At 36.6% G+C, this 14558-nt stretch carries 10 protein-coding genes; 7 read left to right on the top strand and 3 right to left on the bottom strand.

Annotated elements, in window-relative coordinates; genetic code table 11:
* The first annotated feature begins 89 nt into the window (after positions 1 to 89).
* The 5 genes from ACY651_RS08240 (at position 90) to ACY651_RS08220 (ending at position 9402) form a co-directional block, all read left to right on the top strand.
* On the top strand, positions 90 to 1625 hold the full coding sequence (locus tag ACY651_RS08240; protein WP_462251564.1) for an alginate export family protein: 1536 nt from the start codon (positions 90 to 92) through the stop codon (positions 1623 to 1625).
* 44 nt (positions 1626 to 1669) lie between these two features.
* The gene (locus ACY651_RS08235; RefSeq protein WP_462251562.1) at positions 1670 to 2971 is read left to right on the top strand and encodes a NarK family nitrate/nitrite MFS transporter; all 1302 of its coding nucleotides are present in this window, start codon (positions 1670 to 1672) and stop codon (positions 2969 to 2971) included.
* Between the two features lie 133 nt (positions 2972 to 3104).
* Positions 3105 to 6704 carry a molybdopterin-dependent oxidoreductase gene (locus ACY651_RS08230; protein ID WP_462251560.1) on the top strand — a complete coding sequence of 1200 codons (3600 nt, stop codon included), beginning with the start codon at positions 3105 to 3107 and terminating at the stop codon, positions 6702 to 6704.
* A 138-nt stretch (positions 6705 to 6842) separates the two neighbouring features.
* On the top strand, positions 6843 to 7853 hold the full coding sequence (locus ACY651_RS08225) for a nitrate reductase associated protein (protein WP_462251558.1): 1011 nt from the start codon (positions 6843 to 6845) through the stop codon (positions 7851 to 7853).
* Positions 7854 to 7923: 70 nt separating this feature from the next.
* Complete coding sequence (locus ACY651_RS08220) at positions 7924 to 9402, top strand: rubredoxin (protein ID WP_462251556.1); 1479 nt, start codon at positions 7924 to 7926, stop codon at positions 9400 to 9402.
* On the opposite strand, the gene ACY651_RS08215 is transcribed toward ACY651_RS08220, so the two are convergent.
* Together ACY651_RS08215 and ACY651_RS08210 are read right to left on the bottom strand one after the other, a co-directional pair.
* Positions 9397 to 9981, bottom strand: coding sequence for a molybdenum cofactor guanylyltransferase (locus ACY651_RS08215; protein ID WP_462251554.1), 585 nt, complete (start codon positions 9979 to 9981; stop codon positions 9397 to 9399). The two genes, ACY651_RS08220 and ACY651_RS08215, sit on opposite strands and share 6 nt — an antisense overlap.
* A 135-nt stretch (positions 9982 to 10116) precedes the next feature.
* A complete protein-coding gene (locus ACY651_RS08210) occupies positions 10117 to 10410 on the bottom strand; it encodes an Rdx family protein (RefSeq protein WP_462251552.1) in 294 nt (97 codons plus the stop codon).
* Positions 10411 to 10467: 57 nt separating this feature from the next.
* Here ACY651_RS08210 and ACY651_RS08205 point away from each other — a divergent pair, with 57 nt between their 5' ends.
* Positions 10468 to 11286, top strand: a complete 819-nt coding sequence (locus tag ACY651_RS08205; RefSeq protein ID WP_462251550.1) for an MOSC domain-containing protein — start codon at positions 10468 to 10470, stop codon at positions 11284 to 11286.
* 134 nt (positions 11287 to 11420) lie between these two features.
* On the opposite strand, the gene ACY651_RS08200 is transcribed toward ACY651_RS08205, so the two are convergent.
* Complete coding sequence (locus ACY651_RS08200) at positions 11421 to 13616, bottom strand: B12-binding domain-containing radical SAM protein (protein ID WP_462251548.1); 2196 nt, start codon at positions 13614 to 13616, stop codon at positions 11421 to 11423.
* Between the two features lie 222 nt (positions 13617 to 13838).
* On the opposite strand from ACY651_RS08200, the gene ACY651_RS08195 reads away from it, so the two are divergent.
* Entirely contained in the window at positions 13839 to 14207 is a 369-nt protein-coding gene (locus ACY651_RS08195) for a four helix bundle protein (RefSeq protein ID WP_462251546.1), read from the top strand.
* Positions 14208 to 14558: the final 351 nt, after the last annotated feature.

Below are 14558 nucleotides of genomic sequence, written 5' to 3'. Positions count from 1 at the left end.
TAGAAGCAAAAAAGACCCGGCAGAATTGAGGTCTAACCGGGCCTGAAGTCGATTCCAAATTGCAAACAATTTAAAACCAAAACAAAATTATGAAGAAAAAATTAAAAGCATTAAAAAGCATTACGCTTCTTACTCTTGCGGTTTTATCTTTTTACCAGGCCAATGCACAGCTTTTGGTAACAGGACAAATAAGAACCCGTACAGAATACAGAAATGGCGTGGGCACGCTAAAGCCTGCCGCTAACGACGCTGCTTTTTTTACTTCACAAAGAAGCAGGCTTACATTTAATTACAAAACAAACAGGATTATTTTACAAACATCGTTACAAGATGTTCGGCTTTGGGGGCAGGATGCCTCCACCATCAGCAATGCAGATGGTAACAAATTAGGATTACATGAAGCATGGGCAGAAATCATTTTAGCCAACAAAAAAGATACATCATTCAAAAAATCAGCGGTAGAATATTTTGCAGTAAAACTAGGAAGACAGGAATTGGTTTATGATGATGTACGTTTATTAGGCAACTTAGACTGGTTGCAACAGGCCCGCCGCCATGATGCAGTAGTTTTTAAATTATTGAATAAAAGCTTACAGTTAGATGCCGGTTTTGCATTCAATCAAAACAGCGATGTATTTAATTACAACGGCACTTATTATACGCCGGCGAATATATCTCCCTTTGTAAAAGACAGTAAAGGTTTTTTAGTTGCTACACCTGCCGGATTAATTCCTTTAATGAATGGCACTGGCAACAGCAGCAAAACAGGTAATCCAGCTTTTGTAAATGCACCTTCTACCAATGGCATGAACCAAAATTATAAAGCACTGCAATATTTATATGCCGCAAAAACTTTTAAAAACACTAAAGTAAGCGGCTTGTTTTTAGCCGATCATTTTGGGAAATATATTTTAGACTCTGTAATAACTTCTACTGCAAGCGGCAATGGTTATGTGTATGGCAGAAGGTTTAACCAAAAAGGAGTAAACAGCCGTATTACTACAGGCTTATTAGTTAGCAGTCTGCTGGATAAAAAGAAAACACTTTCAGTAACAGCTGGTGCATACTACCAGGGCGGTAATGATAAAGATGGTAATAGTTTAAGTGCCTATACTTCTACCCTTACATTATCATTTACTAAAAAGAAATTTACTTATACATTGGGTTGGGATTACGTAAGTGGTAACGATGCCTTTTCAAGTTCTACTACCAATCACCGCTTCGACCCTTTATATGGCACTCCGCATAAATTCTGGGGCTATATGGATTACTTCTATGTAGGCACAGGTTCTCCCGCAGGAGGTTTAAGCGATCCTTTTTTTAAAGTTAAATATAGCAGTAAAAATAAAAGGTTTACAACCGGTTTAGATTATCATTATTTCTGTTTGGCAAAAGACATGAAAGATGTAAACGGTAATGCAATTAAAAAATATATCGGCAGCGAATTTGATCTCGTCAGCAGTTATGCTTTAAATAAAATAACCAATGTGGAATTTGGTTTATGTGCAATGGCTGCTGCAAAAAGTATGGAGTATGCAAAAGCCATTACACCGGGCACGGCAAAATTAACCGGCTTATGGAGTTATGTAATGATAAGTATTAAACCAGAATTTCTCTTTAAGTAAGGGCACTGCATCGCATTTTAATTTAATCTTTAAAAACAATCAGTATGTCATCAATAATAAATAATCAACCACTCACTAAGCTCAATATATTTTCTGGCAAAGGTATCCAGATGAAAACTTTTCATATTACCTGGCTCACCTTTTTTGTTTGTTTCTTTGGCTGGTTTGGTTTAGCACCGCTGATGCCCACCATTAAAGAAGATTTACATTTAGATAAAGGGCAGATAGGAAATATTATTATAGCTTCTGTATCCGCAACCATTATTGCCCGTTTATTAATTGGCAGGTTATGTGACACCTGGGGGCCACGTAAAACTTATACAGCATTATTATTAATTGGTGCTATACCGGTTATGTGTGTGGGCCTTGCAAAAGATTATACTTCGTTTCTATTATTCCGATTAGCTATCAGCATCGTTGGAGCATCATTTGTAATTACACAATTTCATACTTCGCAAATGTTTGCTGCAAATATAAAAGGTACAGCCAATGCAGTTGCTGGTGGGTGGGGCAATTTAGGTGGCGGTGTAACCAATATGATTATGCCATTAATTTTTGCAGCTATTGTTGGCTTTGGTTATACTAAACATGATGCATGGCGCTACGCAATGATTGTACCCGGAGTAATGATGCTGGTGATGGCATTTTTTTATTACCGTTATACAAAAGATACAGCGGCTGGTAATTATGATGAGATAAATAAATTAAAAGCTGTAAAAGGAAAAACAGATTACAGTGTTTTAAAAGACTGGAGAATTTGGGCATTGTCTTTAGCCTACGCTGTTTGCTTTGGTATGGAAATTACATTTGATAATGTGGCTGCATTGCACTTTGTACAGGAGTATAAACTTAGCCAGAGCAGCGCAGGCTTTTGGGCAGGCATGTTTGGCTTTATGAATATTTTTGCACGTGCACTCGGCGGAATATTTGCAGATAAAGTAGGAAAGAAATTTGGCATGAGAGGCAAAGGCGTTTTACTTGCAAGTGTTTTATTATTAGAAGGATTAGGATTGCTGATGTTTGCTCAATCGGGTTCTTTCGGCATGGCAATTTTTTCTATGATTTCATTTGCGTTGTTTTTAAAAATGGCTAACGGTACTACTTATGCTATTACTCCTTTTATTAATGAAAAAAATGGTGGCCTTGTTGCAGGTATTGTTGGTGCAGGAGGAAATTTGGGCGGTATGATGTTTGGCTTTTTATTTAAAAGCAAAAACATTACTTACTTGGATGCCTTTAGTTATATCGGCTACATTGCTATTGCGGTTTCCCTGATAGTTTTGGTAACAAGATTTACAAAACCAACAGCCGTTGAAGAACTTCAACCGACTGCGGCGTTGGCATAAAATATCGTTTTTAGTTATGCTTTTAATAAAACATAATTAAAGATGAATAAAGAATTAATGCACAAGAGTGCGACGCCAATGAAGTTTAATAAAGAAACTTCAGCTTGGTTCAAAAAAATAAAAGATAAAAATTTTGATTGATTCCAAAAAAATAAAAGAGGCTGCCTTAATCCCCCCTTCGGGGGGCGGGGGGGCTTCTACCTGCTGCTACTGCGGCGTAGGCTGCGGCATTGTGGTAACCAAAGATGTTCATAACAATATTACAGTTAAAGGTGATGAAAGCCATCCTGTAAATAAAGGCATGTTGTGCAGTAAAGGAATGAACCTCCATCATACCGTAAATGATAAAAGCGACCGGTTATTATTTCCTCAAATGCGGTACAATAAAAATATGCCATTGCAAAGAGTGAGTTGGGATACGGCATTGGAAAGAACTGCGGCAGTTTTTAAAACTTTTATAAATAAATACGGACCGGACAGTGTTGCTTTTTATGCAAGCGGACAATGCTTAACAGAAGAATATTATGTTGTAAATAAATTGATAAAAGGATTTATTGGTAGTAATAATATTGATACTAACAGCCGCCTGTGCATGAGCAGTGCAGTGGTAGGTTATAAAATGAGTTTGGGTGAAGACAGCGTGCCGGTGAGCTATGATGATTTGGAATTGTGTGACGTGATTTTTGTTGCAGGTGCAAACCCTGCCTGGTGCCATCCCATTTTATGGAGAAGAGTGGAAACGGCGAGAGAAAAAAATCCTGACATAAAAATTATTGTAAGCGACCCACGTAAAACACAAACCTGTTCTTTGGCCAATGTGCATTTACAATTAAATCCCGGTACAGATATTACTTTGCACCATGCTATTGGAAGATGTTTAATTGAAGAAGGAAAAATTGATTTTGATTTTATTAATGACAACACCAATGGTTTTGTACAATATAAAGAAACTGTTTTTGAAAGAACTGTAGAAGAAGCGGCAATCATTTGTGGTGTTAGCGAAAATGATATTCGCTTGGCGGCTTTATATATTGGCAATGCCAAAGGTTTTATTACCATGTGGACGATGGGATTGAATCAAAGTGTGGTGGGCACCAATAAAAATTTATCTCTTATCAATTTAAATTTAATTACCGGGCAAATAGGAAAGCCAGGCGCAGGGCCGTTTTCATTGACTGGTCAGCCGAATGCAATGGGCGGCAGAGAAGTTGGCGGCTTAAGTAATTTATTACCTGCACACCGTGATTTATTAAATGAAACACACCGCAATGAGGTGGAAAAATTTTGGCAAATTCCATTAGGTACCATCAAACCAACACCCGGGCTAACCGCCACCGAGATGTTTGATGCATTGAATGATGGTAAATTAAAAGCGATTTGGATTTTATGCACTAACCCACTTACAAGTTTGCCAAACGTACGTGTTGCAGAAGCTGGATTGAAGAAAGCAAAATTTGTAGTAGTGCAGGATGTGAGTAATAAAGTAGAAACATTGCAATATGCCGATGTGGTTTTGCCTGCTGCTTCGTGGACGGAAAAAGAAGGTACGATGACCAATGCGGCACGTTATATTTCTTACTTAAATAAAATTACTGATGCCCCCGGCGAAGCATTGCCCGATGCAGAAATTATTTGCCGGTTTGCAAAAAAAATGGGCTACCATGGTTTTGATTATAAAAACTTTGGAGAGATATATGCTGAGCATGCTGCATTAACTGAAGGAACTAATATTGACATCAGCGGATTGAGTTATGAGATATTGAAAGAGAAGAGAGCAGTGCAATGGCCGTATAAGAAAATAGGCAATGGGCAATGGGCAAAAAGTAATGAAAAGAATTTTGGCACACCGAGATTATTTACGGATCATAAATTTTTTACGCCTGATAAAAAAGCCAACATTCATTCATTTAGTGATGAAAATAAATCGGAGGCGTTAACACCTGAACATCCGCTGATACTCACTACCGGGCGGATTCGTGACCAATGGCATACGATGAGTAAAACGGGTAAAGTAAATAAACTCAATCAGCATATCAGCGAATCTTTTTTAGAAATCAATCCTGCGGATGCAGCTAAAAGAAAAATTAAAGACAATGATGTTATAGAAATATTTAACCATCGGGGCAATGTTAGGGTCAAAGCAAAATTTAGTCAGGATATAAAGGCCGGCGTAGTATTTATGCCGATGCACTGGGGCAAAATTTTAAACAGCGATTTAAACAGGGCAAATAATCTTACCAACAATTTAGTTGACCCAAAAAGCAAAGAACCCGATTTTAAATTTAGCGCCGTACAAGTACAGTTGTACAAAAAAGCAAAACAAAAAATAATTGTTGTGGGTGCCGGTGCAGGGGCTTGTGGTTTTGTAAAAAGTTACCGTGCACTAAATACTGAAGATGATATTGAAGTGTTCAGCAAAGAAGATTTTCCTTTTTACAACAGGGTACTTCTTCCAGATTATATCAGCGGCGTTTTGCCCTGGCATAATTTAATAAAGATGAGTGATGATGAAGAGATGGACCACCGGATAAAATTACACCGTGGTGTTAGTATTGAAAAAATTGACAAAGAAAACAAGAGTGTTACTGACAGCAATGGCGTTACACACTTTTACGATGTATTGCTGTTGGCCACTGGCAGCAGGGCCTTCATGCTGAAAGATGTTCCAAAGCTTAAGGGAATTTTTACCATGCGTAGCCGCAATGATGCGGATGATTTTAAAAATCATGTGGATGTTGCAAAAGAAAAAGTAATTATTGTTGGCGGTGGTTTATTAGGGATTGAACTGGCAGCATCGCTGATTGAAGTGGGTATAAAAGTTACCATCATACAACGTATCTCCCGTTTAATGGACAGACAATTAGATCCTTTGGGCAGTCAGCTGTTGCATGAAGAATTAACCAGTAAAGGCATTGAAATTTTTTATAACGATGAGATAGATCGTTTTTTAGGAGAAAAAAATATTTCGGGAGTACGTTTAAAAAGTGGTTTGCATATTAATTGCCAGGCTTTAGTTATTGCTATTGGTACGGTACCAAATATTGAAGTGGCAAAAGTTGCAGGCATAGATTGTAAAAGAGGTGTTGTGGTTGATGAATATTTACGTACAGGTGAAAAAGATATTTACGCCATTGGAGAAATCGCTGAGTTTAAAGGATTTCTATATGGCATTACTGCCGCTGCAGAACAGCAGGCCGAAATTGTTGCCCGCTTTTTATGCGGCGATATTTCTAAACATTACAGTGGCAGTTTACTGATGAATATTTTAAAAATGCATGGTACCGATTTATGTTCTTTAGGCCTTGCCGAAATACCCAACAACGATCCGGCTTATGAAGAAATTATTTTTTTAGACCGGGCAAAGCGCTATTATAAAAAATGTATTGTACACAACGATAAATTAGTTGGAGCAATTTTAATCGGTGATAAAAATGAATTTTTAGAATTCAAAAATCTGATCGACAATAAACTGGAGCTGAGTGAAAAACGCCTGCAATTGTTACGCAGCGGCAAAGCACCCGAACCGGTAATTGGCAAATTAATTTGCAGTTGCAATAATGTAGGCGAAGGAAATTTGATTAACAAAATTAAAGAAGGTTGTAAAGATCATGTACAATTATGCCAGCTTACCGGTGCAGGTATGGGCTGTGGCAGTTGCAGGCCCGAAGTAAAAACTATTTTGGATGGTTACGTAAATGTGATAAAAAAAGAAGACGGGATTTTAGTAACTTAGAGAAATACAAAAATGTAGCCACGGATTCCACAAATTTTCACAGATGAAAACAAAAATAGATAAAAACAATCCGTGCAAATCTGTGTAATCCGTGGCTAAAAAATAACCTGCCAAAGGCAGAGCACATTATCAACTATTATGCAAGAGCATTTTATAAAACGAACAACTTCTAATGACAAAGATTTTCAGTGGCTGATTAAGCAACTGGACCATGAATTGTGGAATGAGCTGCAGGAAGACCAGGCACAATATGACCAATACAATAAAGTGCCAGACCTAAACACTGTAGTGTTGATTTATATAAATGATCAACCTGCAGCAAGTGGTTGTTTTAAACAATACAATGCTGATACGGTTGAAATAAAAAGAATGTTTGTGGTAAAAGAGCATCGTGGCAAAGGCCTTTCAAAAAATGTTTTGCTTGAATTAGAAAACTGGGCTGTAACGTTAGGTTTTAAAAATACCATTTTAGAAACCAGCGTACACTTTATACCTGCAACAACATTGTATAAAAATGCAGGGTATAAAACTATTCCTAATTACGACCAATATGAGGGGTTGGAAGAAAGTGTTTGTATGAAGAAACCCCTGTCTCCGCCAGCTGACGAAGAACTTCAATTCGATGCTTCGCTTGCAGATTCAGGAAGTATTAATGAAACAGACTTGTATCATAAGTTTCTTAATCCAGCTTCGGGAGAAAGAGGTTTTTTTAATTTTGAAGAAGATTTTGTAGAGGAAAATATACGCTGCATTCCCATGATTGTGCGATTTAAAATGGATGCGTCTGGTATAAAATTAAAATTAGCGGAGTGGAGTAAATTTAAAATAGAAGAAAGACTCCAGCTGGCATTGCTTCCTTCATCCACCAATGAAGAAATAAAACTGTATCATAATCATCTATCCCAATTAATAGAAAAAAATACAGGCGGTAAACCAACAGCATTACCAATTGATGCAAAACCAGGTTGGGCAAATCTTTCCATTATTCCTGTTATACTTTTTGAAAAAGCAAAAGAATTTGATGTAAATATTACACCCGGTAAATGGAAAAACCTTACCAACCTGCAACGCTATACCTTACTAAAACTATGCAGGCCCGGGCATGAAAATAAAAATTTCCATAAAGCCGTTAAAGAGTTTGGTTTGTAAAAATTTAGCAGTAACGTTGTAAATTCAATTTGTATTACCATTGACCATTCACAACTAATCATTCATTATCATGCCTAATATTATTTCTATTAATTTTCGTGGTGGTATCATTTCTCCCGGAGATTTATATAATATTTTACTTGCGGCAGCTAAAAGTAAAGTGCAGTATGTCCGCTTTGGTTTGCGCCAGCAATTATTAATAGATTTAGAAAGTTACAGCATTCCTGATTTTACGGAGGAGTTGGAAAAACTGAATATTTCTTTTGAAACTGACAGCAGTAAATTTCCCAACATCATCAGCTCTTACCCTGCCGAAGATATTTTTATCCGCAATACCTGGCTCAGCGAAGGCGTTTACAAAGATATTTTTGATGCCATTGATTATACACCCACATTAAAAGTAAATATCTGCGACAGTAACCAGAGTTTTACGCCCATGCTTACCGGTAATATCAACTGGATAGCCGCATCCGAATCGCAGCACTACTGGCATTTGATCATCCGTTTTCCAAAAACAAATATTATTTACGAGTGGTACCAGTTGTGTTACACCAACGATATTCCTAAATTAACAAAATCAATAGAGCAATTGATTATTGCTAATCCATCTGCTTATATTGATAATGTGAATGCTGATGGCAACATTTTATTTTCATCAATACCTACAGAAAATTTAAACATTAAACCTGCAGAAAAAAAGGCTGAACTGCCACAATTTAATTTACCGTATTACGAAGGCCTTAACCGCTACGATAATAAATACTGGCTGGGTATTTACCGCAGGGATGAATTATTTAATGTTGAATTTTTAAAAAGCGTTTGCAAGCTTTGCCTGCAAACCAAGCTGGGCCAGCTTTGCTGCACCGCCTGGAAAACAATAATGATAAAGGGCATTGAAGAAAAAGATAAAGGCAGCTGGAATTCCTTACTGGAAAAATTTCAAATTAATATGCGGCATGCTGCCAATGAATTAAATTTTCAGGTAGAAGACAATTGTATGGAAGGCCTGGAATTAAAAAATTATCTGGTTAAACATTTAAGTATTGATGATACCCGTACGTTTGGCATTTGCATTGGTATAAAAACAAGAAAGAAAAGTGAAATATTCAGCAGCATATTGGTACGCAAAAGATATTTGGTTGATGTTTTGGGTATAAAGCTTTTTAAAGTGTATGATATTTTATGTGCGAAAGATTTTAATCCTAACGAAAGAACAGAAGAAATTTTCAGCAGCGGCAACCCAAAAATAGTTTTGCCCGAGCAACTTCGCAGGAGCGTTTTAAAATTTAATAACTACCGTGCCGGACTGAATAAAACTAAATCTGCCGGCAATGTAGCTGTAAAACCAATTAAAGAAAAGATAGCTGAAGAATATGTTTATCAATGCAGCAATTGTAAAACAGTGTATGACCCAATTGCAGGTGAACCGGATAATGCAATACCAGCAGGAACAACATTTGAAAAATTACCTGCAACTTATGTATGCAGCCTGTGTGAAGGAGGAAAAGAAAATTTCAATAAAATAAGTAAATCGGCTTTGGGCTTATAAGCCATTAATATCTGCATGTGCATTAAAATTGCGGAAATATGCTTTTTGATTATCGAGCAATGTAATTTCGCAAACTATCATTTGGCTTAAAATAAATTTCATGCTGTGCCTTGTTAATTTATTTTTTTGCTGTAACCCTGTAATTTTTTTTAAAGCAGCCGCAGTATAAATGCCACACAACGGTTCCTGCTCTTTATTATTGGTAAAAATATAGGCTTCGTATTTTTTACTCTGCTGATACAGTGCAAATAATTCTTTTAAAAGATTAGTTTCCATTAAAGGCAGATCGCAGGCCAGTAAAAATAAATCATCATCAGGATTTTGTAAATGCGCCGATAATACGCCAAGCAATGGCCCGTGAATATCAAGTGCAGTATTATCAACGATCAATACATCGCTTGCAAAAACTTTTGCATAATCATTTTGCTGCTTTTCATTTACCGAAAATTTTATGGGAATATTTATGGCACTCAGTTTTTCAAAAGCAGTTTGTGCCCATGTTTTTGCTTCATGCACTAATAGCCCCTTGTCGCTGCCCATCCGGCTGCTTTGTCCACCGCAAAGAATTATTCCCAGCATGAGGTTGTTGATTGGTTAATTGGTTTACTGGTTGATTAGTTTAGTAGTTGATTAAAATTGGGAAGCAGTTTTAATTTAATACCTAATTCCAAACCTGCCTGTCGGCAGACAGGTTACTAATTACAAATTCCTGCTTCAGCTTTGATGATGCGCAGGCGTATCAGTATGCCCCAAACTTTTTCCCGGTGCCACTACATCTCTTATCATTTGCTTTATCTCTTTTATTTCGGCAAAGCCGCCATATTCTTTTCTGTCGAAAATTTTTTTTTCATCAATATAAATAATATAACGTCCGTTTACTTCGCTGGGTTTAAGTGTAACTGCTCCAACTTCATCCGCAAAAGTGATTAATAGTTCCTGCGCCATGTAAGCGGCACGTAAAAGCCAATGGCATTTTGGGCAATACTCAATGGTTACACTTGGTTTCATTTTTATTTTAAAATTACAATAAAACTAAATCAATATAAAAAAATATAAATTTGTGCAATGATACAGGTAACTCATTTATTTGTCTATCCCATAAAATCGCTGGGAGGTTTTAGCCTGCAAACGGCAGAAATAACCAGCACAGGATTTAAACACGACAGAAGGTGGATGCTGGTGGATGAAAACAATTTATTTTTATCGCAACGCACCCATCCGAAAATGGCTTTATTACAAACTGCCGAAACCGTAATAGGCATTGAAGTGTTTCATAAAAATGATCCTTCACTTTTCATCACCATTCCATTTACAAATGAAAATAATGAACTAATTAAAGTACAAGTATGGGATGATATTTGTGATGCAATTGTAGTAAATAATTTATGCAACGAATGGTTTAGTACTATGCTGCAGATAAATTGTAAATTGGTTTACATGCCTGAAAATACAAAGCGTTTAGTAGATAAAAGATATGCAGGCAACGAAGAGATTACTTCTTTTTCAGATGGCTATCCTTTATTAATGATAGGGCAATCTTCGCTGGATAATCTGAATGAAAAATTATTGGAACCATTGCCTGTGAACCGGTTTAGGCCAAACATAGTTTTTACAGGTGGCCATGCACATATCGAAGATGAGATGAGGGAATTTACAATTAATGAAATTAATTTTCTTGGCGTAAAACCCTGCTCCCGTTGTGTAATGACCACAATTAACCAGCAAACTTCCAAAAAAGGAAAAGAACCTTTAACTACACTGGCTACTTACCGCATGAAAAATAATAAAATTTATTTTGGGCAAAACGTTTTGCAGCAGCTAAATGGTTTTATTAGTGTGGGAGATGAAATAAAAATATTAAAGAGGGCTGATATTTTTTTCTAACCATTTTAAAATGTATAAGTAGCAAACTATAAAAACTGTCAGGCTGAGCTTGTCGAAGCCGGACTCATGTTAAAAAGAGACAGCCTTCCTATCAACCCGCCTTCGACAGGCTCAGGCTGACAACTTATAACCTGTTACAGTTGAAGCAACCCCGCCTTGTACAAAGTATTCACGGGTTTATTATCCCAAAATAATTCAAAGTCATTAAGCCCTGCAGTTTCATAATCAACTTTTACTTCCTGCAAACTAAAAGTTTTAATATTTTTTATTGATAATTTTTCCAGCATTGCGGCTAACCATAAACCCTCTTCTTTATCTGTTTTAATTTCCAGCGTTTCTTTTTTTGTTTCAAAAGTTAACGAACACACTTCCCATTGATTACCTTTTTTTGATTTGGTAAAAATTTCAACTGCAGGTGCATTACCTAACCAAACCACTTTTGTATTGGGTTTTACAGCTGCATACTCTTCTTCCGTTAAAACTTTGGAAATATAATCAGCAGCAATAATTGTTTTAGGAGTTTTAAAATCAAACCATTTATGCAGCGGCACATCAAAGCAGGCAGCATGCATATAATTTAATAAAGATTTTTTTAAACCAAAACTAAAACTTTCATGATCGGCGCCGGTGGGGTCAAGGTGAACAATATCATTGTTGGCAAAGCTGCCAACCGCTTCCGTTAGTTTTTGTACTTTATATTTTTCAGGGTGCAATCCTACCGGGCTGTGTGCCGTCATGGTAAACAAATGCCAGAAAGCCGATTGTAAAACACCAGCCTCAAATAACTGCCGCACCATTTCTAATGAGTCAATAGTTTCCTGTGCCGTTTGTGTAGGAAAGCCGTACATTAAATACGCATGCACCATTATACCGGCTTCAGTAAAATGCTTGTTTACTTTAGCAACCTGTGCAACAGTAATTCCCTTATCAATTAGTAGCAACAATCGGTCTGATGCCACTTCCAATCCACCCGAAACAGCGATACAACCTGCAGCTTTCAACAGTAAACACAAATCACGGCTAAAGCTTTTCTCAAAACGTATATTGGCCCACCAGCTTACCACTAATTTTCTTTTTATAATTTCTAAAGATAAAGCCCTCATCAATGCAGGCGGTGCTGCTTCATCCACAAAGTGAAAACCATTTTGCCCTGTTTGCGCAATAATTTCTTCCATGCGGTTGCAGAGTAATTCTGCAGTGATGGGTTCGTATAATTTTATATAATCTAAACTGATATCGCAAAAAGTACATTTGCCCCAATAGCAGCCATGCGCCATAGTTAATTTATTCCAGCGGCCATCACTCCATAAACTGTGCATGGGGTTTACTACTTCTATTGCCGAAATATATTTATCCAATAAAAAATCGCTGTAATCCGGCGTACCTACCTGCCCTTGTTTATAATCGGTGCATGCAGTGTTGTTGATATATTGAACTTCGCCATCAATTAAAGTAAACGTTCTTTTTAATGCAGCAATATTTTTTTCTCCATTAATAAAATGAAATAAATTTTCTATTGGTGCTTCGCCGTCATCAAGAGTAATAAAATCATAAAATTCAAAAACCCTTTTATCAGTAAGCGAACGTAATTCAGTATTGGCAAAACCGCCACCCATACAAACTTTTACGTTTTGATAATTTTGTTTTATCCATTGACCGCAACGTAACGAAGTATATAAATTTCCGGGGAAGGGTACAGAGATACAAACCATTTTTGGTTGCAACGTTGCCATCCGCTTTTCTAAAATATCAATTAATATTTCATCTAAATAGGTATATTCTTTTTGCAACTCGCTGTACAATTCATCAAAGCTGTTAGCACTTCTGCCCAACTTTTCTGCATAACGGCTAAAACCAAAATGTTCATCCACGCATTCTTTAATCAAGTCGCTTAAATCTTCTAAATATAATGTGGCTAAATGTTTGGCTTTATCCTGATTGCCCATACTGCCAAATGCCCATAGCAAATCATCGGTTTGTGCAAAGCGGCTGGCTTCGGGCAAAAAATTTCTTTTACTTATTAATGCGGAGAGCTCCGGATTTTTTCCCTGCAAAAAATATATTACCGCATCAATGGTATTGATATAATCTTCCTGCAAAGCAATAATGCGTTTTGCATTGGCAGATATTTCTTTTGTTGAATCAATTGATGCAAATAATTTTTGTAACCCTTCTTTACAAAATAAGGCGATGGTAACCTCTATTCCTAAATCGGCCTGGTAAGCGCTTATCTTTTTTGTATTTAAAAACCCTTTTAAATAAGCGGTTGCCGGGTACGGAGTATTCAACTGCGTAAACGGCGGCGTAAATAAAAAGATAGAAGCGCTCAATGGGAATGTTTTGGGTGCAAAAATAAGATAATTAGATTTGGAAGCGGAAAGGCAAATAATCAACATTAAGTTTACAGTAGAAAGCTGAATGACTTTACTTACCTGCTGCCTTATTCACTACATAGGAAAAATATTCAATGATCAATGTTCAATACTCAATATTCAACTTTGCAGCTTTTGTAATCAAGTATTTTTTTATACTTTGTACTTTAAATTTTATTTATGCAAAGTAGAAAATTTGATCTTGAAGACAGGCTTGTAGATTATACCTGCAGAATGATCGATGTAGTGGAAGCATTGCCCAATAAACGGTCAGGGAATTATATTGCCGGTCAATTAATAAGATCATGTCACTCTCCCACTTTCAATTACGGCGAAGCACAAGCGGCAGAATCTCCCAAAGATTTCATTAATAAAATGGGAGTTATTTTGAAGGAATTAAAAGAATGCAGAACCGCATTAAAAGTTATTATTAAAAAAGAATTAATAAAACCCATAAAAAAATTGGATGGCGTATTTAAAGAAACCGAAGAATTAATTGCCATCATTGCCAAAAGTATTGCTACTTGTAAAAAGAATAATACGCTTTGATATTCAACTAAATGTTATCGAATATAGCCCTGCAAGCAAATACCATTCAAATCCCAACCCTCTGTATTTTCATTGAACATTGATAATTGAAAATTGAGCATTGAACATTTAAAATCAGAAAACCTATATCATAAAAACCAGCAAACAAATACTCTTCAAATCCCAACCCTATGCATTTTCATTGAACATTGAACATTGAGCATTGAGCATTGAATATTGAATATTTAAAATCATTAGCCTCAACCATAATACAATCCCCCAAAAAAAAGGCCCCACTCCTTTCAGAATGGGGCTCTACTATAAAATCAATCTCCTCCTTGGTTCCCCCTTCAGGGGGCGGAGGGGGCTTTA

The organism is Ferruginibacter sp. (genome assembly GCF_031391665.1).
In the GTDB taxonomy this organism is placed as follows: domain Bacteria; phylum Bacteroidota; class Bacteroidia; order Chitinophagales; family Chitinophagaceae; genus Ferruginibacter.
The sequence above is the reverse complement of the archived record's forward strand: the minus strand, read 5'-3'. Positions and strand labels throughout refer to the sequence as shown.